Raw genomic sequence first — 20,719 nt, 5'->3', positions numbered from 1 at the left:
GCACGAGACTGCGAGCGTTCTTCACGGTGCCCCGACGCAGTGAACAGGAGCTCCCATGGCATCCCCCGGCACGCCATCGACCACGCCGCCCGCCGCACCATCGCGAGCACGGCTGGTTCTCGACGCCCTGATCACCGTTGCCGCAGGCCTGACCATGCCCGTGCAGTCCCGCATGAACGGCGCCCTGGCCAGCGAGATCAGCGACCCCGTCTTCGCGGCGTTCGTGAGCTTCGGGTCGGGATTCGTGCTGCTGACGGTACTGCTGGTGCTGCCCGGCAACCGGCGTGCGCTCAGTGCGCTGTGGGCGGCGATCCGCAGTCGACGGATGCAGCCGTGGCTCATCGTGGCCGGCGCGCTGGGTGCGTGGCTGGTGATCGCGCAGAGCATCAGCGTGGGGGTGTTCGGCGTGGCGCTGTTCATGATCTCTCTGATCGCGGGGCAGACCGTGAGCGGGCTGCTCGTCGACCGATTCGGCTTTCTGTCCGACCGGAGACAGCCCCTGACGCCCATGCGAGTCATCTCTGCCGCCGTCACCATCGTGGCGGTGGTGTGGTCGGTGTCAGGCAGCATTCCCGCCGGGCTCGCCGTCGGCACGATGCTGCTCACCGCGCTGCTGCCGCTGAGCGCCGGCATTCTCAGCGGGTTTCAGCAGGCCATGAACGGGCGCATCGCCTCGATGACCAAGGCGCCGTTCAGCGCGACCTACATGAACTTCGTGGCCGGCAGCGTCGCCCTGCTCGTCGTCACGCTGATCGAACGCACCTCGCGCGGGCTGGCAATCGTGCCGCAGCTGCCAAGCGTGTGGTGGATGTACCTCGGCGGTGCCATGGGCATCGTCTTCATCTTCACAGGTGCGCATATGGTGCCACGCATCGGCGTGCTGCGCTTCACGATCGCCGCGATCGGCGGTCAGCTGCTCGGCTCGCTGCTGCTCGACTGGGTCTGGCCGACGTCGACGGCCGGCGTCTCGTTCGCAGCGATCGGCGGCGCCGTGCTCACGTTCGGCGCCATCGCACTGTCTGCGCTGCCTGATGTGCGGCGGCGATAGAGACGGCGGTCGAGACCGGGCTCGAGCCGATCAGATCTGGTCGAGCGCCTGGGAGAGATCGGCCTGCAGGTCGTCGACGCCCTCGATGCCGACCGAGAGGCGCACGACGTTCAGCGGCACCGCGAGGGGCGTGCCCTTGACCGACGCATGGGTCATCTCTGACGGATAGTTGATCAGCGACTCGACACCGCCGAGACTCTCGCCGAGCACGAACAGCTTCGTGCTCTCGGCGAAGGTGCGGGCAGCCTGCTCGCCGCCGGCGACGGCCACCGAGACCATGCCGCCGAAGCCACCGTGCATCTGCTTCGCCGCGACGTCGTGGCCGGGGTGGCTGGGCAGCCCCGGATAGAAGGCCTGCTCGATCTTGGGATGCGATGACAGCCATTCGGCGAGCTGCTGCGCGTTCTCGGAGTGGCGCTGCACACGCACGCCGAGCGTCTTGATGCCGCGCAGTGTGAGCCAGCAGTCGAAGGGCGACGAGATCGCGCCCAGAGCGTACTGGCTGAACCAGAGCCGGTCTTCGTACTCGTCCGTGGCGAGAACCACCGCACCTCCGACCACGTCGGAGTGCCCGCCCAGGTACTTCGTCGTGGAGTGCACGACGAAGTCGGCGCCCAAGCTGATGGGCTGCTGCAGCACGGGCGATGCGAAGGTGTTGTCGACGACCACCAGAGCGCCCGACTGATGGGCGATCTCGGCGAGTGCGGCAACGTCGCTGATCTGCATCATGGGGTTCGTCGGTGTCTCGATCCAGACCACGCGCGGCTGGGCCTCTTCGATCACGCCGCGGGCGAGGTCGACGTCAGAGAGATCGGTCTCGACTGAGTGCACGCCCCATTCGCCCCAGATCTTCGCGATCAGACGATGCGTGCCGCCGTAGACGTCGTTGCCGCTGACCACGGTGTCTCCCGGCTTCAGCAGTGTGCGCAGCAGGGCGTCTTCGGCTGCCAGCCCAGAGCTGAAGCTCAACGCCGCTGCGCCGTTCTCGAGCGAGGCGAGACTCACCTGCAGGGCGTCGCGAGTCGGGTTGCTCATGCGGCCGTACTCATAGCCGTGGCGTCCGTGCCCGATGCCGTCCTGCACATACGTCGACGTCTGGTAGATGGGCGGCACGACCGACCCGGTCTCTTTGTCGGGGTCGAGCCCCACGTGCACAGCGCGCGTCGCCATGTCGGCGTCTCGGAATCGTTCGCGATTGTCGAAGAATCCCTCAGCGTGCTGTGCCATCTGCGCTCCTGTGCTCGGAAGATCATGCCCTGCCAGTCTAGGCCGGGCGAGCATCTGTCGTCGCCGGCGAACTCTGCACCGCAGACGCCTCTGCCAGTAGACAGAGAAGACCGCCCGGAGCACTGTCACGAATGACAGGTCCGGGCGGTCTTTCAGGGGTTCGGCTCAGATCGGGATCAGACCCGGCTCGTCACCGACGCTCGCTGTGTGCAGGCGACCGAAGACGGCCGCTCACTCAGTCGAGCGATCGACTCACTTGAGGGTGACCTTGCCGCCTGCAGCCTCGATGTCGGCCTTGGCCTTCTCGGCGGTCTCCTTGTTGGCAGCCTCGAGAACGGTCGCAGGAGCGCCGTCGACGAGAGCCTTGGCCTCGCCCAGGCCCAGGCTGGTCAGGGCGCGAACAGCCTTGATGACCTGGATCTTCTTGTCGCCAGCAGCCTCGAGAACGACGTCGAACTCAGTCTTCTCTTCAGCAGCCTCGGCGTCGCCGCCGGCAGCCGGGGCAGCAGCCACGGCGACGGGAGCGGCAGCGGTGACCTCGAAGGTCTCCTCGAATGCCTTGACGAAATCGTTGAGCTCGATGAGGGTGAGCTCCTTGAAGGCCGCGATGAGCTCTTCAGTTGACAGCTTTGCCATGATGGTTCCTTTATCTCAGATGTCTGATGTGTGGTTTGCGGATGAAACCGTGGTGAAGACCGAAGAGGTCTTACGCCTCGGCCTCTTCTTTCTTCTGACGCAGCGCGTCGACCGCGCGAGCGGCCTGCGACAGCGGTGCGTTGAACAGGTATGCGGCACCGAACAGCGAGGCCTTGAACGCGCCGGCAAGCTTTGCCAGCAGCACTTCGCGGGTCTCGAGATCGGCAAGCTTCTGCACGTCTTCGGGAGTCAGAGCGGCGCCATCGAAGTAGCCGTTCTTGAGCACCAGAAGAGGATTCTCTTTGCTGAAGTCACGCAGCGCCTTGGCCACAGGGACCACGTCGCCGTGCACGAACACCAGCGCGCTCGGGCCGGCGAGAGCATCGTCGAATGCGTCGATGCCCGCCTCCTTCGCGGCGATCTTCGCGAGCGTGTTCTTCACCACAGAGAACGTGGCATTCTCACGGATTGAATCGCGGATCTTCTTCAGATCTGCAACCGTGAGGCCGCGATACTCGGTCAGCAGCACTGCGCTTGAGCTACGGAATTCCTCCGTCAGCTCGGCGACTGCAGCTTCCTTGTTCGCCATTGCACTCCTCGTGATGTCATGCCGGCGGCCCGATGCCCACAAGAATGAAAAAAGCTCCGACGTAGATGTCGGAGCTCGACGCACGACGCGTTCGACACGGTCGTGCATGTTGTTCGTTCACCTACGCGGGTCGTCACTCTCGTGACCTTCGCCTGTCGCAAGACAGGAACCGGCGGTCTTTGGCCGTCGATCAGCTTACCGGTTCTCAGGAGTCGACACAAGCGGGTCTTCGATCGGCGTTTCCGCCCGGACGCTGGATCCTCGTATCGCTGAGAGCACTCCACCGCACGCACGTGCGTACCTACGCAAGAGCGCATACCCCTATCCCTTGAGAACAAGGGGAGTTGTCCACAGTTGCCTGATTCCAGTTGCAGTCTGCACGAACTCCGGTGGAATGGGACTGACGCGGTCGTCAGAGGAGCCGACCCGTCCTGGCCTGTCACTTTGGCGGTCAGTTGAGCCGCGGACGCGGCTCAGGGGGGAACGCTGATGATCAATGCCTATTGTCCACGCTGCCATCTGCCGCTGAGCGCCCATGAGCGAGGCTGCCCCGCACCCGAGGCGAACTCGTTGTCGTTGAATCGGCTGGCGCAGATCGGGCTCAGACATCTCGACCGTGCATCGCGTGCGCACCTGATGCGATGGGGCATCGGGGGTGAGCGTCACGTCGAGTTCGACATCGCCACCGGGCAGCTGACCTGGTGGTTCGACGACGCTCGAAGGTTCCGGGCGCCCGCGCAGGTCGTCGGGCTGTATCGCGCTGCACAAGGCGTCTTCTGCTGGGGCTCGACCCTCGGGTTCTCCTGTGCGGCCACCCGAGTCAGCGAGCAGATCGCCCGGCAGACGCATTGTGACGACTGGACCCGGCTTCTGCACCAGCCGCTGCCCTGCAGTCACAGAGAGGCGCAGGCCATCTCTGCCGCAGCGATGGTGCTCTGCCGAGCCCACGGCGTACAGGAGGCGCCGGCTACGCCCGGAACCTCGTGGTACACCGTGTTCAGCCTGCGCGGCCTGGGCTGATCGGTCTGTGCCAGTACGCCGGTCTGTGCCAGTACGCCGATTCTGCGTCAGTCTGCGAGAGCGGTGGCTAGGCTGGAGGGCGTGACTCACGTTCCCGACTTTCTGCGCTCCCGCGTGCTCGCCGACAGCCACGATCGCATCAGCTGGCTCAAGGCCCGCAGCTTCGGCATCACCGCGACCGACGCAGCGCACCTCGCGACCCCGCGATCGGTGGAGGGCGTGGTGCGGTCGAAGTGCGACCCGCACGGATTCTCGGGGAACGCCTACACCGACTACGGTCGCGAACGCGAGCCGGTGATCGCCGAGTGGATGCGCCAGAACTTCGGGCTGCACACCAGCACGGTGCTCTTTCGCTCGGACGGCAACGCCCGCCATCTGGCGACGCCGGACGGCATCAACGAATGCAACGGATGCAGCGACCTGCTGCTGGCCGAGATCAAGACCAGCACGAAGCCGATCGAGAAGCTGCCCCGCACCTACCTGCGCCAGATCTGGTGGCAGCAGTATGTGATGGGCGCCCAGCGCACGCTGCTGGTCTGGGAGCAGCACGAGAACTTCCGCCCTTTGGGCGACCCGATCACCCGCTGGATCGACCGAGACGATCAGCAGATCGCGAAGCTCGTGCAGCTCGCTGACGAGACCCTGGCCCGGCTCGACGCCGTGCCAGAGCCCGCCTTCGTCTGACCGCTACTTGCGCTCGCCGGTGACCAGCGCGTAGGTCACACCGGCGAAGATCGCACCGAGAACAGGCGCCAGGATGAACAGCCAGAGCTGCACCAGTGCGTCACCGCCCACGAAGATCGCCGGAGCGATCGAACGCGCGGGGTTGACCGAGGTGTTGGTCACCGGGATCGAGATCAGGTGGATGAGGGCGAGCGTCAGGCCGATGGCCAGCGGTGCGAATCCTGCCGCTGCGCGCTTTCCGGTCACGCCGATGATCACGTAGAGGAAGATCGCGGTGAGCACGAACTCGATCACGAACGCCGGCAGCATGCCGTATCCCTCAGGCGAATGCGCTCCGTACCCGTTGGTGGCGAAGCCGTCGCTCAGGCTGAAGCCGGCGCGGCCCGAAGCGATCACGAGCAGCACCGCCGAGCCGACGATGCCCCCGACGATCTGGGCGGCGACGTAGGGCAGCACGTGCTTCCAGGAGAATCGGCCGGCTGCGGCGAGACCGATGGTGACCGCCGGGTTGAAGTGACCGCCGGAGACCGGGCCGAAGGCATAGGCGCCGACCACCACGGTCAGGCCGAAAGCCAAGGCCACACCGAGATAGCCGATGCCGTGGTCGACCGTCGCGGCCAGCACGGCTGCGCCCGTGCCGCCGAAGACGAGCAGGAACGTGCCGAGAAACTCCGCACCGAGCTGATTGCCGAGCTTCGGCGCGGGAAGTGTGGTGGTGTCACTCATGACTGGATCCTCCTATGGATCATGCTCTGGATCAAACTGCAGAACGCCCTCTGGAGCGTTCCATGCGATTGGGAGGGCCCAGTGATGCTGTCCCCCACCTCAAGTATGGCGAAGTCGACGATCTCTGCCCACTCACAGCGTGCAGAGAGTCTCGATGCATCCGCGGCCACGAGCGACTGACGAGATGCAGGCCGACGATGCCAGGACGCATCCGGCGCACATCATCGAGAAAGCCCCGCACGCTCAGTGAGGGTGCGGGGCTTTCTGCGAATGCGCACGGTCAGGACGACCGGTGCGACTACTTGGCCGGAACGACCAGTGCGTTGACGTCGAGCGGGATGCCCGGGCCGAAGGTCGTCGAGACGACGCCCTTGGTCACATAGCGGCCCTTGGCAGCCGAAGGCTTCAGACGAATGATCTCGTCGAGCGCAGCCTGGATGTTCTGCGTCAGCGCCTCAGGGGTGAACGATGCCTTGCCGACGATGAAGTGCACGTTGGCGTGCTTGTCGGTGCGGAACTCGATCTTGCCGCCCTTGATGTCGGTGACGGCCTTCGCCGGGTCGGTGGTGACCGTACCGGTCTTGGGGTTCGGCATCAGACCGCGAGGGCCGAGCACCTTACCGAGACGACCGACCTTGCCCATCAGGTCAGGGGTCGCGACGGCCGCGTCGAAGTCGGTCCAGCCTCCCTGCACCTTGGCGATGAGCTCGTCGCTGCCGACCTCGTCGGCGCCGGCGGCCGCAGCTGCGTCGGCCGCGTCGCCGTTGGCGAACACGATCACGCGAGCGGTCTTACCAGTGCCGTTCGGCAGGCTGACGGTGCCACGCACCAGCTGGTCGGCTTTGCGAGGGTCGACGCTGAGCTTCAGCGCCACCTCGACGGTTGAATCGGTCTTGGCCGATCCGGTCTCACGGGCGAGGGCGACAGCCTCCGCCGGAGTGTAGAACTTGCCGGGCTCGATCTTCTCGGCCGCGGCCACATAGGCTTTTGAACGCCTGGTCATCTGCTTCTCCTGTATGTCTCGGGGATGGCTCCCCGTTGCAGTGTTTGGTGCAGTCGTGGTTCATCGGGTCGGCGTGACCCTCCCACTCCTGTCTGGTGCGCCGTCGAGGGCCGACGGCGGTGAGAACTACTTCTTGATGGTGATGCCCATCGAGCGCGCTGTGCCCTCGATGATCTTCGCCGCGTTCTCGATGTCGTTCGCGTTGAGGTCGTCGAACTTGGTCTGAGCGATCTCTTTGGCCTGCTCGTGCGTGATCGAGCCCACCTTGTCGGTGTGCGGCACGCCGGAGCCCTTGGGCACACCTGCTGCCTTCAGGATCAGCTTCGCTGCAGGCGGGGTCTTGAGCTCGAACGTGAACGAACGGTCTTCGTACACGGTGATCTCGACCGGGACCACATTGCCGCGCTGAGACTCAGTCGCGGCGTTGTAGGCCTTGCAGAAATCCATGATGTTCACGCCATGCTGACCCAGTGCCGGGCCGATGGGCGGTGCGGGGTTCGCTGCACCAGCTTCGATCTGAAGCTTGATGAAACCCACCGCTTTCTTCTTCGGTGCCATTTTCTTTCCTTCTTACCTATGTTCTCTCCGCGTTCTGCACGGAAAGTCTGTGACGAGTCGGCGACGACGCATCAGGATGCGCCGCGTTTGCGCCGCCTCAGAGCTGTTTGGTGACCTGGTCGAACGAGAGCTCGACCGGAGTCTCGCGCTCGAAGAGCGAGACGAGCACGGTGAGCTTGCCGCTGGTCGTGTTGATCTCGCTGATCGTGCCGGGCAGGCCCGCGAACGAGCCTTCTTTAATGGTGATGGTCTCACCGATCTCGAAGTCGACGTCGACCGGGATGACCCGAGCGGGCTGTGCCTTCGACTTCTTCGACTTGGGTGTGGCGCCCTGCTCGGCCTCGGCAGCCTTCTCGGCCTCGGCCTGCGCCTCCTGCACCACAGTGGTCTTCAGCATGTCGAAGACCTCTTTGCGGCGCAGCGGCAGCGGGTCATGTGCGTTGCCCACGAAGCCGGTCACACCCGGGGTGCGGCGTACCAGCTCCCATGAGTCTTCATTGAGGAACATGCGGACGAGCACGTAGCCGGGGATGCGCACGCGCTTGACGAGCTTGTACTGGCCGTTGCGAACCTCGCGCACGGTCTCGATCGGCACCTGCACCTCGAGCACGTCGTCGCCACCGGCCTGCGACTCACGGCGCTTCAGAATCGAGTTCTTGACGCTCTTCTCATAGCCGGCGTACGAGTGAATGACGTACCAGTCGCCTGCGGCACGCCGCAGCTCACGACGGAAGTCAGCCAGGACGCGTTCCTCGTCGCTGACTTCGGCGGCCTCGTCGGCATCCGCTTCGGCCGGTTCGACAGCCGCGGTCTCATCGGCAGAAGTCGCCTCAGCAGCGTCAGCCGTCGCCGCGGTCTCGGCTGTCGCCTCGTCGACCTGCGGAGTCTCGGTCACGGCCTGTTCAGTCTCTTCTTCTGCCACGTTCGTCTTCCTCGATTTGCTGCTATGGATGTGCCGGTGCTGTCAGACGACAGGCGCTCAGGCGCTGCGTTCGAACAGGAAGCCCACGCCCATGCCGAAGACGAAGTCCAGCAGAGTGATGATGGCCATCATGATCAGCACGAACACGAGCACGACCAGCGTCTGGTTGGTGAGCTCTTTGCGAGTCGGTGTGGTGACTTTTCTCAGCTCGCCGAAGACCTGACGAAAGAACAGGAAGAGACGCCCGAAGATGCCCCGAGCCTTGGCCCGGTCAGTCTCTGCGTTCTCGACCAGGTGCGCGTTCAGCTCGTCGCTCGACGCTGCAGCCATGTGGTTCCATCCCTCTCATCAACCGTGCCGGTGTGCACAGCACCCCGTTCACACGAGATGTGCAGGGCGGACAGGACTCGAACCTGCAACCTGCGGTTTTGGAGACCGCTGCTCTACCAATTGAGCCACCGCCCTTCACGTGGTTCACACGTGAGGCCCTCGATCTTCACCGACACGCGGTGCGCTGACGTCGAAGGCACAGTTCAGCTTGGTATCTGTCAATACCGTCTGCCAGTGTAGCGGGCTGCGCGCATCATGTCCATACGGCTGCTCCGACCCCTGCTGTGGGGTGGGCCGCACTTCCGATCGACTGTGCCGCAGCCCGCTCACCCGTTGCGCTGCTCAGAGTCCGCAGGTGTCGCGAAGAGTCTTGAGCTTGTCGGTGAAGTCTTTCGTCTTGTCGCTGAACTCAGTCGCTTTGGTCTGCAGCTGTTTCGCTGCCTCGACGTCAGTGACACTGGTGTCGATGCCGTTCGCGAAGTTCTCGGAATAGTAGTCCGAGACACCGCGGGCCGAAGTCGCAGCGTCGTCGACCAACGGTTTGACCTCTTCGTTGCTGATGCCGGAGGCAGCGTTCTCCAGCGTGCTCGCCACATCGGAGAGCGCATCTTTGGCCGCACCGGAGCGCACTTCTGACGCGCTCGGCGTCTGAATGTCGCTGCCGTCGATGTTGCGCAGCTGCGTGCAGGCGTCGTCCTTCGACTGCGCCGTGCTGCAGGCGCTCAGCGAGAGCACGGCTGCGAGCGCCACAGCGGCGGCGGCGCCGGTCTGGATGAATCGGTTTCTCATGGCTGCTCCTCTTGGCTGTCAGCGTTCGGCTGAACGCTGTTGACCCTCACCTGCTCAGAGTCCTCTTTGTCCTGTTCCGCCTCGCGCTGTTCAGCGAGGCCAGGAGCGACGCCGCCACGAGGTTGGGACATTCTCTCATGGACGCGCCCTCTCTCACCAGGTATGCAATCGCGGGCACCCGACGACGGTGCGCACAGAAACTCAAGTGCATTCTGCAACTCAGTGCATTCTGCGCGCGTCGACTGTGGCCGCGACCGACCACCTGCTCGTAGACTGGAGGCCGTGAGCACTGAACTTCCTCTCTCCCCACGCATCCTGGCCATCAACGAATCAGCCACTCTGAAGGTCGACGCGAAGGCGAAGGCCCTGAAGGCATCCGGCCGACCGGTGATCAGCTACGGAGCCGGCGAGCCGGACTTCTCGACGCCGGCCAACATCGTCGAAGCCGCACGTCACGCGCTCGACGACCCCGGCAACTTTCGCTACACGCCCGCGGCCGGTCTGCCCGACCTGCGCAGAGCAGTCGTGGCGAAGACGCAGCGCGACAGCGGCCTGACGGCCGACCCCTCGCAGGTGGTCATCACGAACGGCGGCAAGCAGGCCGTCTATGAGGCGTTCGCAGCGCTCGTCGGCGAGGGTGACGAAGTCATCCTTCCCGCGCCCTACTGGACGACCTACCCCGAGGCGATCCGCCTCGCCGGCGGCACCCCGGTCGAGGTCTTCGCCGGCGCAGACCAGGGCTATCGCGTGACGGTCGATCAGCTCGAAGCAGCCCGCACTGAGCGCACCCGACTCGTGCTCTTCGTCTCGCCCTCGAACCCCACGGGCGCGGTGTACACGCGAGAGCAGACCGAGGCGATCGCACGCTGGGCGGTCGAGCACGACATCTGGATTCTCGCCGACGAGATCTATCAGAACCTGACCTATGACGGAGTGACCGCGACCAGCATCGCCTCGGTCATCCCCGAGGCCGCCGACAACACCGTGCTGGTCAACGGCGTCGCCAAGACCTACGCGATGACCGGCTGGCGAGTCGGCTGGCTTGTCGGCCCGCAGCGGGTGGCCAAGGCCGTCTCGAACCTGCAGTCGCACCTCACATCGAACGTTTCGAACGTGTCGCAGCGCGCGGCCGTCGAGGCCCTGACCGGCCCGCAGGATGCCGTGGCCGAGATGCGCGCGGCGTTCGACCGCCGCCGTCGCCTCATCGTCGACGAGCTGTCGAAGATCGACGGATTCGTCGTTCCGGTGCCCGAGGGTGCGTTCTACGCCTACCCAGATGTGACCGGTGTGCTCGGCCGCGAATGGCATGGCGTGACGCCCACCACGACACTCGAGCTGGCCGATCTGCTGCTCGACCAGACCGACGTCGCGGTCGTGCCGGGCGAGGCCTTCGGGCGCAGCGGTTACCTGCGTCTCTCATACGCGCTCGACGACGAGTCACTGCTCGAAGGCGTGCACCGTCTGCAGCGATTCTTCAGCGTAGACTGAGGGCCGGACTCAAGGAAGGCGACACGATCATGACTGAGAGACGCCCGATCAGCACTCTGTTGGGAGACATCTCGACCGGCGTGCAGGATCTCGTTCACCAGGAGATCGAACTGGCGAAGGCCGAACTCCGCGACTCAGGCCGCAACGCCGGCATCGGCGGCGCGCTGTTCATCGGTGCAGGCGCCATCGTCGTCTTCGCTCTGCTCTTTCTGTCGCTCGGCGCCTGGTGGGGGCTCGGGCTGCTGGTCGGCAACGGCTGGTCGGGACTGATCCTCGGGGTGTTCTGGCTGATCGTCGCAGGACTCGCCGTGCTCGTCGGCGTCAAGCGGTTCAAGAAGGTCAAAGGCGCGCCGAAGACCGTCGAGTCGGTGCGCGGCATCGTCAGCACCATCACCCCGAACAGGAGCGAGCGATGAGCAGCACCGACCTCGGCCAGGGCCTCTCAGAGGTCGAGCGCATTCAGGCGAAGATCGAGCACACCCAGCGTCTGCTCTCGGCTGACATCACCGAGCTCACCGCTCGTGCGAATCCGTCAGAATACTCGCGCAAGCTGAAGCGCTTCGGCAAGACCGCAGCGATCGTCGGCAGCTCGGCATTGGGCGTGCTGCTGGCCGCACGGATCTTCCGCCGCCGCTGAGGCCGACTCAGTTCTCGCCGAATCCCAGTAGAATCGGCTCGGGCTGCAGCGCGATGCCGAATTCGTTGGCCACCCGCGTCTGCACGAACGTGGCGAGCTCGACGACCTGTCGGGCGGTCGCGCCACCACGATTAGTGATCGCCAGCGTGTGCCGAGAGCTGATGCCCGCCTGTGACCCTGGCAGCGCGAAGCTGCGGTGCACTCCTGCGTGCTCGATCAGCCATCCGGCACTCAGCTTGACCAGACGCCGACCGCTCTGTCGCCCCTGCTGACCGGCTGCGTACAGCTCGTCGCCGCGAAAGCGATCGAGCGGGATCACCGCTGCGACAGCGGCATCCCCTGCGTCGCTCGCGGGCGCGCTCGCCGAGCCGGTCGACGATTGCCTGTTCAGCGCTTCTTCCGAGACGGGCCAGCGCGGGGCATCCGCCGGCAGACCGTTCGCGAACGAGGCGTGCACGATCGGGTTCGTGAAGAACGATCCGCAGCCGTGCGAGTCGATGTCTGCCGGGTCGTAGACCATGCCCTTGCCGCGACGCAGGCTCAGCACCGTGTCACGCACCTGCTGCACCGGCGCGCGATGCCCGACCTCGACGCCGAGTGCCGCCGCCAGTTGGGCGTACTGCACCGGGGCCGAGAGCCCGTCGCCGTGCAGCCGCAGGGTGATCGCTGTCACGACGCCTTCGAGTTCTCCGCGTTTGAATGCGCTGGTGCGATAGCCGAACCCCAAGTCGGCGGCTGAGATCGTACGCAGCTCACCGGTGGCGGCATCGGCGAAGTCGACAGAGACCAGTGCCTCACCCACCTCGTGCCCGTAGGCGCCGATGTTCTGAATCACCGCCGCCCCAACGCGGCCGGGAACGCCGCTCAGCGCCTCGATGCCGCCCAGGCCGGACTCGACCGTTCGAGCCACGAGGTCGTCCCAGACCTCGCCGGCGGCCACATGCAGGTCGAGCACGCCCTCGGCGTGCACGCGAACGTCGGTGCCCTCGTTGCGCACCCGAAGCACGGCACCCTCGAAACCCTCATCGGCGACGACCAGATTCGACCCGCCGCCGAGCACCACGAATTCGTCATGCACGCCGTCGACCTCGCCGAGTGCCTCCAGGGCCTCGGCCGGTGTGGTGATGTCGAAGACACGCTCGGCCCCGCCGCCGACGCCCATCGTGGTCTCGTCGGCGAAGCGGAACGTCACAGCAGCACCTGCGCCAGCGCCTTGCCGAGCACCGTGCGACCTTCGAAGGTCGCGGTGATCGTGACCTTCGCGGCCTGTTTTCCGGTGTGCACGCCCTGCTCGATCGTCTCGATCGCCGTGATCTTGGCGCTCACCTGCACATCGGCGCCCGTCTCGACGTCGACGAGCACCGGGCGAGTGAACCGCGCCTGGTAGTCGAAGACGCTGCCGGGATCGCCCGCGGCGACCCAGTCGACGACCGGCTGAATCGCGAGGCCCATGGTGAGCATGCCGTGGGCGAGCACGCTGGGCATGCCTGCCTGCTTGGCCGCGTCGTCACGGTAGTGAATCGGGTTGAAGTCACCGGACGCTCCGGCATAGCGCACCAGGCTGTCACGCGTGAGGTGCACGGTTCTCGGGCCGAACTCTGCGCCGACCTCGACCGCAGGCAGATCGCGGGTGTCTGCGGCGAGCTGCGACTCTGTGTGCGGCTCGACCTGAGGTGTCTGCTCTGCATCGCTCATCGTGCGTCCTCCTTGCTGCCCTGGGCCGTCTCGGGTGCTGTCTCAGGCGCGGCCTCGGCCGGCTCCTCGCGAATCACGAAGGTCGCGATGGCAGTCGACACCAGCTGCTGGTCGCGGTCTCGAATCTTGGTGACCGTCGTGACCATGGCGTTGTGGCCGAGCCTGCGCACCGCGGTGACGGTGAGCTGAGCGGTCAGCTCGTCGCCGGCGACGATCGGCCGCTCGTGGATGAAGCGCTGGTCGCCGTGCACCAGACGGGTGAAGTCGATGCCCGCGTCGGGGTCGAAGAGCAGGCGCTGTTCGGCGCGCTGCGAGATGATCACAGCGAAGGTCGGCGGTGCGACGACCCCGCTGTATCCGCTGTCGAGGGCGACCCGCGGATCACGACTCAGCGCGCTGTTCGAGAACACTGCGGAGGCGAACTCGCGCACCTTCTCGCGTGCCACCAGATAGGGCTCTGTGGCCGGATACGTCTTGCCGGCAATGTTGAGATTCACCACGCTTTCAGTGTACCGATGCCAGCCCGGCACGCGATAATGGTCGCCATGCCCGAACACGACCCGCTCACCGACGAGCGCCCCAGTCGTTCCGGGGCCGACGATCGCCGCGAGGCCTGGCGCATGGGGCTGTCTGTGTCGATCGCCACGGCCCTCTACGGCATCAGCTTCGGAGCGCTCTCGGTGGCCGCGGGATTCACCACGGCGCAGTCGCTCGTGATGAGTCTGCTGCTCTTCACCGGCGGCTCGCAGTACGCGATCGTGGGCGTCGTGGCCACCGGCGGGTTCAGCCCGGCCAGCGCGGTGAGCGCCGTTGCCAGCTCGTCGCTGCTCGCCATGCGACACAGCCTCTACGGGCTGCAGCTGGCGCCGATCCTCGATCTGCCCGGGCTCCGTCGTCTCGTCGCTGCACAGTTCACCATCGACGAGACGGCCGCCGTCGCACTCGCACAGCCGACGAGGGCGGCGAAACGCCTCGGGTTCTGGGTGACCGCCGTCGGCGTCTACCTCGGCTGGGCGGCCATGACGCTGGTCGGCGCACTGATCGGCGAGCAGATTCCCGACCCCCGCGTCTGGGGGCTCGACGCGGCCGCGGCCGCGGCCTTCCTCGGTCTGCTCTGGCCGCGCCTTCGCGGCCGCGAACCGATTGCGATCGCGATCGCCGCCGCAGTCGTGGCACTGGCGCTCACGCCGACGACCCCCGCCGGCATCCCCGTGCTCGTCGCCGCTGCGGTCGGGCTCGCCATCGCCTCCTTCGGCGAGGCGCGACGCGGCAACCCTCGACGCCGACCGCGTGACCGACATGCAGATCGGGGCATGACACGATGAGCATCGCCTGGGTCATCATCCTCGTCTCGGCCGTGATCGCCTTCGGACTCAAGCTGACCGGCTATCTGATTCCGGCCGGAGTGCTCTCGTCGCCGCGTGTGCAGTCGGTGCTCGGCGGCGTCACCGTGGCGCTCTTGGGCGCACTGGTCGCCGTTCAGGCGTTCACCACGAACGGTGCGGTGGTGTTCGACGCCCGTGTGGTCGCCCTCGGCGTCGCCGCGCTGCTGCTGTGGATGCGAGCGCCCTTCATCGTGGTCGTGGTCGCAGGTGCGGCGGTCGCGGCGCTGCTGCGGCTCTGGCTGGGAATGTGACCGTTAGACTTCGGGGCATGGCCACGCCCGGAAAGCGCGCTCGCGCAGCACGTACGACCAGTCTGCTCATCCTGGCGGGCGTCACGCTCACCGCCTGCTCGAGCGTCGGCGCCGATCTGCCGCCACAGACGTCAGAGCCCCCGGCACCGGTCTCGATCACGCCGAACACCGACGCCGAGGTCTCACCCGGCTGGGATCAGCAGCCCGACACCGCAGTCACCCCGGACGCCGAGCTGGGCCAGGCCGAGGTCGACGCACTGCTGCGCAAGACCGCCTCGAACCCGGCGGCTTCGGTCAGACAGGCCTGCCTCCCTGAACAGATCACGTTCGCGTTCACTCAGAGCGACGCCGCGCTGGGCCATCGGTACGCCTCATTGGTGGCCGCGAACTCTTCGAACCGGTCCTGCACGGTGATCGGCTGGCCGGGCATCGGCGGCCGCGGCGAGTGGGGCAGCGCTTTCCTGCTCGACGTCGAGGACTCGCCGACCGATCCCTTCGCGAACGACGCCCCCAACGTCGCTCAGCCGGTCACGCTGGCTCCCGGACAGGGCGCAAAGGCCACTCTCGAGTGGACCGGCGACCTGCGCGGCTCACAGTCCGAGGCGCTTTCGAGCCTGGTCGTCCAGCTCGCCTCCGATCAGCACGCCAAGCTCTACTCTCCGCCGACCGACGACGCCGCGGCCGCCGCTATATCCGCCGCCACACCCGAGTGGGGCGGCTCTCACATCGGAGTCGCTGGGCGCGACGAGATCGACATCGGCATGTCCACGACGGTGCGGGTCAGCACGTGGAAGCCCATAAACGAGCCGAGCCGATGACCAGCGCCGACCGCCGCACGACGAGCGGCCATCTCACGATCAACGGCCGCGAGATGTATGCCGAAGACACCCGCCCGCACGACGTCGAGGGCGAAGACGCCGGCTCTGCCGAGCGCGCCCCGATGCTTCTGCTGCATGGCGGGTTCTGCTCGCTCGAATCGCTGCGCCCGCAGGCGGATGCTCTGGCCGCGGAACATCGCGTGCTCGCGTTCGAGCGGCCCGGTCACGGCCGAAGCGCCGATGTTCCCGAAGCGTTCGACTACGACCGAGGCGTGGACGACGTGCTCGCCTATCTCGATGCGATGGGCGTCGACCAGGCCCATGTCGTCGGCTACAGCGACGGCGCGATCATCGGGCTGCTGCTCGCGATGCGGCATCCGCAGCGGGTGCACTCGCTCGTGGCCATCAGCGCGAACCTCGACCCCTCGGCCTTCGACATGGACGACGAGGCGGGCTCGTCGCCAGAGCCAGAACCAGAGTCACAGCCAGAGCCAGAACCGCAACAAGAGCAGCCGACGGTCGAACCGGGCAGCGAGCGCGACTGGTATCAGCGGCTCTCGCCAGACGGCCCGGAGCACGTCGACGTGGTGCTCGACAAGCTCATGGAGCTCTGGCGCACCGAGCCGCACATCGCTGCGGCCGACCTCGGCGCCGTCACCGCCCCGACACTCGTCATGGCCGCAGATCGCGATGCCGTTCCCGTCGAGCACACCCTGCTGATCGCGAAGTCGATTCCCGGCGCCCAGCTGTGCATCGTGCCGGGAGCCACACACGCGCTGGTCGCCGAACGCCCCGAGCTGATCAGCACGGTCATCGGCGACTTTCTACACGGGCGCTGAGCCTGCGGCCCCGCTCCTCCGCCCGGCGTGACGCTCAGCGCGACCGACGCATCAGCCAGGCGAAGTAGGGCGCTCCGACCAGCGCGATCATGAGCCCCGCCGGAATCTGCGAGGGGGCGATCAGCGAGCGACCGAGCGTGTCTGCGATCGCGACCAGCAGCGCCCCGAAGACCATCGTCACGGGAATGATGCGGCCATGCCGCGCCCCCACGATCGAGCGCGCCAGATGTGGCGCCACCAGACCGACGAATCCCACCACGCCGATCGAGACCACGCTGACGGCGGCGAGCACCGCAGCCATCGTGAGCAGCGTCAGGCGTGTTCGTTCGAGCCCGATGCCGAGCAGACGGGGAGTGTCGTCGTCGATCGACACGACGTCGAGCTGCCGACGCATGGCGAAGAGCACCGGCGTCAGCAGCACCAGCGCGATCGCGACCGGCAGCACGTCGACGAGCGTGCGCCCGTAGGTCGTGCCCGAGAGCCAGGTGAAGATGCGCGGGGTGTCCCAGGGATCCGCCCGCAGCAGCAGGAACGTGGTGATCGCGGTCAGCCCGTAGCCGCAGCCGATGCCGATCAGCACGAACCGATCGGGGCGCAGACCGCCGCGCCAGGCCAGCACGGCGATGAATGCGAACGTGGCCAGACCGGTGAGCACGGCCATGCCGATCAGCAGCGGTCGGCCGCCGGCGCCGCTGGTCACGACCCAGACCGCGCCCAGCCCGGCACCGGCGGTGATGCCGAGGATGCCGGGTTCGGCGAGCGGGTTGCGCACAGTGGCCTGCACGACCGACCCCGAGAGCGCGAGGGCGGCGCCGGCCAGCACTGCTGCGGCCACCCGGGGCAACCGCTCGTCGAGCGCTCGCTCGATCAGGTCGGGTGCGGCGCCCTGGGCCCACAGCACCAGGTCGCCCAGCCGAAGCCAGAGGCTGCCGGCCAGCAGACCGACGACCGCCACCACGACCAGCAGCACCAGACTGCCGACCATGACCGCCGCGAACCGTCGGCTGGTGCACAGGCCGGAGCGAGCACGCTGATGCGGCCGTGAGGCACCGGCGTCGCGCAGCCGCAGCGCGAGCACGACGATCACCACCGCGCCCAGCAGTGCGGTGGGCACACCGGTCGGAATCGAGGCCGCCGCCTGCGCCCCCATCAGAGCCCGCAGCAGCGCATCGGCTGCGAGCAGCAGGAACGCGCCGAGCAGCCCCGAGGCGGGCAGCAGCAGCGCGTGTCGACGCAACGTCGGCATCCGGCTCGAGATCAGCCGCGCGACCACCGGCGCTCCCAGACCGACGAAGGCGATCGGGCCGGCGAGCGTGACGGCCACGGCGGTGAGCAGCACGGCGCAGACCACTGCGACGCTGCGCGTGCCACGCACCGAGATGCCGAGCGACGCGGCGGTGTCGTCACCCAGCCGCAGCACGTCGAGGCGCCGAGCGAGCAGCAGCGCAGCGACGAGCACGGCGACAATCATCGGCATCGCACGCATCGCCGCGTCGAGATTCAGCTGTGCCAGCGAGCCGCTCCCCCATGCGAAGAGCCCGGTCGTGCTCTCTCTGAAGAGGATCAGCAGCATGCCGGTCGCAGCGTCGAGGGCCATGGCGATGGCCGATCCGGCCAGAATGAGCCGTGTGGTGGCCGCGCCCGACGCGCTGCCGGCCAGCCCGAGCACGACTGCCGCAGCCAGCAGCCCGCCGGTGAATGCGACCAGCCCCGAGGCCCACAGCGGCACGGCGATGCCGAATGCGGCGACGACGGCGAGCGCGAAGTACGAGCCTGCGGTCACCGCAAGGGTGTCAGGCGAGGCGAGCGCGTTGCGGGTGATCGACTGCAGCAGCGCGCCGGCGACGCCGAGCGCGAAGCCCACCGCGATGCCGGCGAAGAGTCGGGGCAGGCGCGACCCGGTGAGCACGTCGACGAGCGGCACCCCGCCGACCGTCTCGCCAGACCCGGCGAGCGCCCGCAGCAGATCCCAAGCGCCGACGCCCGAGGTGCCCTGGGTCAGGTGCCAGGCGCCGACCGCCATGACCGCGACGGCGAGCCCGCCCAGCACGACGACCCCGCCGGCGATGCCGGACGGGGTCGTTGTGTGCTGACGCGGCTCGGTCACCCCTGGGTGATCGCGTCGACGAAGGCGTCGATCGCCTGCTCGTTCGAACGCGGCCCTCCGGCGCCCCAGACGCCCGAGGGGAAGGCATGCGAACGGTGCTGCTGCACGGCGGGCAGCGACGACCAGATGGGGCTCTTCTCGAGCTCGGTCACATAGCTGTCAGGCGTGTCGTCACTGGAGTAGAACAGGTTCGCGTCGCCCACGGCGGTGAGTCCTTCGATGTCGGTCTGGGCCAGGCCGTAGGCCGGGTCGACGCCGCCGCTGCCGTAGGCCGCGTTGATCTCGTCGGTCCAGGCAGGCTCGAGGCCCAGCTGCTGGCCGAGCGCGGTGAAGAGCGCGCCCTTGCCATAGGGGCGGATCGCGACGTTGCCGCCCTCGATCCAGCCGTCGAAGAAGAGGAAGCTCTTGGTGGGCAGATCGACGTCGGCCACTTTGTCTTTCGCCGCAGCAAGGTGGTCGTCGAACTCCTTGATCACCTGGTCGGCGCGCTCCGTGCGCCCGGTGGCCTCGCCGATCTGTGAGAACACCTTCTTCATGTTGCCGATCGGGTCTGCCGCGTCGGCGCCCAGCGTCGCGAGCACGGGCACACCGCGCTGCTCGAGCTTGCCGATCAGCTCGTCGTCGGCGCTGAACGCCTCGATCACGATCAGATCGGGGTTCGCCCCGTAGAGCGCGTCGAGGTCGGGCTCACCTCGCTCGCCGATGTCGGTCACCTGATCGGGCAGCTTCTCGGCGCTCACATAGGTCTTGTAGCCGTCCGGGTCTGAGACCGCGACGGGCGAGGCGCACAGGCTCAGCAGGTCTTCGGTCTGCTGCCATTCGAGCACGGCGACGCGTTCGGCGGGCTTGTCGAGGTGCACCTGACGGCCGACGCCGTCGGTCAGGTCGACGGGGCCGGTGGATGTCGTGGTCGTGTCGTCGGCGCAGCTCTGCGAAGCCGGCGACACGGATGCGTCGCTCTGATCGACCGTCGTGGTGCCGCAGCCGGCCGCGGTGAGTGACACCGCGATCAGCGCTGCCGCCGCAGCGGCGATTCTGGGGGCGGAGATCATTCGTGATCCTTTCGGGTTTCTTCTCGGGGGATGGAGGCACGACGCCGACGGCGTCTGGAGACCGGATCGATGTGCAGCGCACCGCTGCCCGGGTCGACGCCGACGTCGACGGGGATGCCATAGACCGCCTGGATGTGCTCGGCGGTGAGCACCTCGTCGGGCTCGCCTTCGGCATGCACCCGACCGTGGTCGAGCAGCAGCAGCTCGTCGGCCACGCTCGCCGCCTGCTCCAGGTCGTGCAGCACGACGCCGACGGCCACGTCATGCGCTTCGGCGAGCTCACGCATCAGATCGAGCGTCTCGACCTGATAGCGCAGGTCGAGGTGGTTGGTGGGTTCGTCGAGCAGCACCACACCGGTGCTCTGCGCCAGACACGCGGCCAGCCAGACACGCTGCATCTCGCCGCCCGAGAGCTCTCCGGCGGCGCGACCCGCCTTGCCCTGCAACCCGGTCACCTGCATGGCATGGTCGATCGCCCGCCGGTCGTCGTCGCTCAGTCCACCGAGTCGGCGGCGGTACGGGTGCCTGCCCAAAGCCACGATCTCAGCGACGCTGAGCCCTTCCGGGGCGGCATGGGTCTGCGCGAAGAGCGTCACCTCGCGGGCGAAGTCGCGACGGGTGAGCAGCGAGACGGGGGTGCCCGGCGCATCCTCGTCACCGAGCAGCACCTGCCCCTCTGCGACGTCGTGCAGCCGGGCCAGCGAGCGCAGCAGCGTCGACTTGCCGCTGCCGTTCGGACCGACGAACGCGGTGACCCGGCCCGGCCGCAGCCGTACCGAGACGCCGTGCACCGCGACCGAACGGCCGTACTGCAGCACGAGTCGATCGCCCTGCAGGCTCCTCGCTGGCCTCATCCGCAGATCACAGCCGCACTGTGGTTGCATCTGAGGGAGGTAAGGGTTGCCTGCACGCACA

The 20,719-nt window shown here is 67.1% G+C and carries 25 protein-coding genes and 1 tRNA gene; 10 read left to right on the top strand and 16 right to left on the bottom strand.

Going from position 1 to position 20,719, the window contains the following annotated elements; translation table 11 throughout:
* The first annotated feature begins 55 nt into the window (after positions 1-55).
* Entirely contained in the window at positions 56-1,048 is a 993-nt protein-coding gene (locus F8O09_RS08005) for a DMT family transporter (protein WP_158054789.1), read from the top strand.
* Positions 1,049-1,078: 30 nt separating this feature from the next.
* On the opposite strand, the gene F8O09_RS08000 is transcribed toward F8O09_RS08005, so the two are convergent.
* From F8O09_RS08000 to rplJ, 3 genes are all read right to left on the bottom strand, one after another.
* Positions 1,079-2,275 (bottom strand): cystathionine gamma-synthase, encoded by a 1,197-nt coding sequence (locus F8O09_RS08000; protein ID WP_158054787.1) that lies wholly within the window; start codon positions 2,273-2,275, stop codon positions 1,079-1,081.
* 252 nt (positions 2,276-2,527) lie between these two features.
* The gene (rplL, locus tag F8O09_RS07995; RefSeq protein WP_158030288.1) at positions 2,528-2,911 is read right to left on the bottom strand and encodes a 50S ribosomal protein L7/L12; all 384 of its coding nucleotides are present in this window, start codon (positions 2,909-2,911) and stop codon (positions 2,528-2,530) included.
* 70 nt (positions 2,912-2,981) lie between these two features.
* Positions 2,982-3,500 carry a 50S ribosomal protein L10 gene (gene rplJ, locus F8O09_RS07990; RefSeq protein ID WP_158030289.1) on the bottom strand — a complete coding sequence of 173 codons (519 nt, stop codon included), beginning with the start codon at positions 3,498-3,500 and terminating at the stop codon, positions 2,982-2,984.
* A 489-nt stretch (positions 3,501-3,989) separates the two neighbouring features.
* On the opposite strand from rplJ, the gene F8O09_RS07985 reads away from it, so the two are divergent.
* Together F8O09_RS07985 and F8O09_RS07980 are read left to right on the top strand one after the other, a co-directional pair.
* Entirely contained in the window at positions 3,990-4,520 is a 531-nt protein-coding gene (locus F8O09_RS07985; RefSeq protein WP_158030290.1) for a DUF6882 domain-containing protein, read from the top strand.
* A gap of 81 nt (positions 4,521-4,601) precedes the next feature.
* On the top strand, positions 4,602-5,204 hold the full coding sequence (locus tag F8O09_RS07980; RefSeq protein ID WP_158030291.1) for a YqaJ viral recombinase family protein: 603 nt from the start codon (positions 4,602-4,604) through the stop codon (positions 5,202-5,204).
* 3 nt (positions 5,205-5,207) lie between these two features.
* Here F8O09_RS07980 and aqpZ read toward each other — a convergent pair whose 3' ends face one another.
* The 7 genes from aqpZ to F8O09_RS07945 all read right to left on the bottom strand — a co-directional run bounded on the left by aqpZ (position 5,208) and on the right by F8O09_RS07945 (position 9,532).
* Entirely contained in the window at positions 5,208-5,930 is a 723-nt protein-coding gene (aqpZ, locus tag F8O09_RS07975) for an aquaporin Z (RefSeq protein ID WP_158037092.1), read from the bottom strand.
* Between the two features lie 298 nt (positions 5,931-6,228).
* Positions 6,229-6,933 (bottom strand): 50S ribosomal protein L1, encoded by a 705-nt coding sequence (gene rplA / locus F8O09_RS07970; RefSeq protein ID WP_158030293.1) that lies wholly within the window; start codon positions 6,931-6,933, stop codon positions 6,229-6,231.
* Positions 6,934-7,059: 126 nt separating this feature from the next.
* Positions 7,060-7,491, bottom strand: coding sequence for a 50S ribosomal protein L11 (gene rplK / locus F8O09_RS07965; RefSeq protein WP_158030294.1), 432 nt, complete (start codon positions 7,489-7,491; stop codon positions 7,060-7,062).
* Positions 7,492-7,588: 97 nt separating this feature from the next.
* Positions 7,589-8,413, bottom strand: coding sequence for a transcription termination/antitermination protein NusG (gene nusG / locus F8O09_RS07960; protein WP_225732945.1), 825 nt, complete (start codon positions 8,411-8,413; stop codon positions 7,589-7,591).
* Between the two features lie 57 nt (positions 8,414-8,470).
* Positions 8,471-8,743 (bottom strand): preprotein translocase subunit SecE, encoded by a 273-nt coding sequence (gene secE / locus F8O09_RS07955; RefSeq protein ID WP_158030296.1) that lies wholly within the window; start codon positions 8,741-8,743, stop codon positions 8,471-8,473.
* 62 nt (positions 8,744-8,805) lie between these two features.
* A tRNA-Trp gene (locus tag F8O09_RS07950) sits at positions 8,806-8,878 on the bottom strand.
* Positions 8,879-9,085: 207 nt separating this feature from the next.
* On the bottom strand, positions 9,086-9,532 hold the full coding sequence (locus tag F8O09_RS07945) for a hypothetical protein (RefSeq protein ID WP_158030297.1): 447 nt from the start codon (positions 9,530-9,532) through the stop codon (positions 9,086-9,088).
* A 282-nt stretch (positions 9,533-9,814) separates the two neighbouring features.
* On the opposite strand from F8O09_RS07945, the gene F8O09_RS07940 reads away from it, so the two are divergent.
* Genes F8O09_RS07940 through F8O09_RS07930 form a run of 3 tightly spaced genes read left to right on the top strand, consistent with a single transcriptional unit; the run spans position 9,815 to position 11,657 of the window.
* Positions 9,815-11,020 carry a pyridoxal phosphate-dependent aminotransferase gene (locus tag F8O09_RS07940; RefSeq protein ID WP_225732944.1) on the top strand — a complete coding sequence of 402 codons (1,206 nt, stop codon included), beginning with the start codon at positions 9,815-9,817 and terminating at the stop codon, positions 11,018-11,020.
* Positions 11,021-11,049: 29 nt separating this feature from the next.
* Positions 11,050-11,436, top strand: coding sequence for a phage holin family protein (locus tag F8O09_RS07935; RefSeq protein ID WP_158030299.1), 387 nt, complete (start codon positions 11,050-11,052; stop codon positions 11,434-11,436).
* Positions 11,433-11,657 carry a DUF3618 domain-containing protein gene (locus F8O09_RS07930; RefSeq protein WP_158054781.1) on the top strand — a complete coding sequence of 75 codons (225 nt, stop codon included), beginning with the start codon at positions 11,433-11,435 and terminating at the stop codon, positions 11,655-11,657. Before F8O09_RS07935 ends, F8O09_RS07930 begins: the two co-directional genes overlap by 4 nt.
* Before the next feature lie 7 nt (positions 11,658-11,664).
* On the opposite strand, the gene F8O09_RS07925 is transcribed toward F8O09_RS07930, so the two are convergent.
* Genes F8O09_RS07925 through F8O09_RS07915 form a run of 3 tightly spaced genes read right to left on the bottom strand, consistent with a single transcriptional unit; the run spans position 11,665 to position 13,852 of the window.
* On the bottom strand, positions 11,665-12,849 hold the full coding sequence (locus F8O09_RS07925) for a UDP-N-acetylmuramate dehydrogenase (protein ID WP_225732943.1): 1,185 nt from the start codon (positions 12,847-12,849) through the stop codon (positions 11,665-11,667).
* Positions 12,846-13,352, bottom strand: a complete 507-nt coding sequence (locus F8O09_RS07920; RefSeq protein WP_158054779.1) for a MaoC/PaaZ C-terminal domain-containing protein — start codon at positions 13,350-13,352, stop codon at positions 12,846-12,848. The genes F8O09_RS07925 and F8O09_RS07920 overlap by 4 nt, the downstream gene beginning before the upstream one ends.
* On the bottom strand, positions 13,349-13,852 hold the full coding sequence (locus F8O09_RS07915) for a MaoC family dehydratase N-terminal domain-containing protein (protein ID WP_158054777.1): 504 nt from the start codon (positions 13,850-13,852) through the stop codon (positions 13,349-13,351). Before F8O09_RS07915 ends, F8O09_RS07920 begins: the two co-directional genes overlap by 4 nt.
* Before the next feature lie 45 nt (positions 13,853-13,897).
* Here F8O09_RS07915 and F8O09_RS07910 point away from each other — a divergent pair, with 45 nt between their 5' ends.
* The 4 genes from F8O09_RS07910 to F8O09_RS07895 are packed head-to-tail and all read left to right on the top strand — an operon-like array spanning position 13,898 to position 16,645.
* Entirely contained in the window at positions 13,898-14,677 is a 780-nt protein-coding gene (locus tag F8O09_RS07910; RefSeq protein WP_192497622.1) for an AzlC family ABC transporter permease, read from the top strand.
* Positions 14,674-14,988 (top strand): AzlD domain-containing protein, encoded by a 315-nt coding sequence (locus F8O09_RS07905; protein ID WP_158030303.1) that lies wholly within the window; start codon positions 14,674-14,676, stop codon positions 14,986-14,988. The genes F8O09_RS07910 and F8O09_RS07905 overlap by 4 nt, the downstream gene beginning before the upstream one ends.
* 17 nt (positions 14,989-15,005) lie before the next feature.
* Positions 15,006-15,806 (top strand): DUF4232 domain-containing protein, encoded by an 801-nt coding sequence (locus F8O09_RS07900; RefSeq protein WP_158054776.1) that lies wholly within the window; start codon positions 15,006-15,008, stop codon positions 15,804-15,806.
* Positions 15,803-16,645 (top strand): alpha/beta fold hydrolase, encoded by an 843-nt coding sequence (locus F8O09_RS07895; RefSeq protein ID WP_225732942.1) that lies wholly within the window; start codon positions 15,803-15,805, stop codon positions 16,643-16,645. Before F8O09_RS07900 ends, F8O09_RS07895 begins: the two co-directional genes overlap by 4 nt.
* A gap of 34 nt (positions 16,646-16,679) precedes the next feature.
* Here F8O09_RS07895 and F8O09_RS07890 read toward each other — a convergent pair whose 3' ends face one another.
* From F8O09_RS07890 to F8O09_RS07880, 3 genes are read right to left on the bottom strand one after another with little or no spacing between them, the layout of a single operon-like run.
* On the bottom strand, positions 16,680-18,752 hold the full coding sequence (locus F8O09_RS07890; RefSeq protein WP_158054774.1) for an iron ABC transporter permease: 2,073 nt from the start codon (positions 18,750-18,752) through the stop codon (positions 16,680-16,682).
* Positions 18,749-19,804 (bottom strand): iron-siderophore ABC transporter substrate-binding protein, encoded by a 1,056-nt coding sequence (locus F8O09_RS07885; protein ID WP_158054772.1) that lies wholly within the window; start codon positions 19,802-19,804, stop codon positions 18,749-18,751. The genes F8O09_RS07890 and F8O09_RS07885 overlap by 4 nt, the downstream gene beginning before the upstream one ends.
* Complete coding sequence (locus tag F8O09_RS07880) at positions 19,801-20,658, bottom strand: ABC transporter ATP-binding protein (protein ID WP_158054770.1); 858 nt, start codon at positions 20,656-20,658, stop codon at positions 19,801-19,803. The genes F8O09_RS07885 and F8O09_RS07880 overlap by 4 nt, the downstream gene beginning before the upstream one ends.
* Positions 20,659-20,719: the final 61 nt, after the last annotated feature.

Source organism: Pseudoclavibacter sp. CFCC 11306 (assembly GCF_008831235.1).
In the GTDB taxonomy this organism is placed as follows: Bacteria; Actinomycetota; Actinomycetes; order Actinomycetales; family Microbacteriaceae; genus Pseudoclavibacter_A.
Note: the sequence above shows the minus strand (reverse complement) of the source record. Positions and strands in the feature narration are given on the sequence as shown.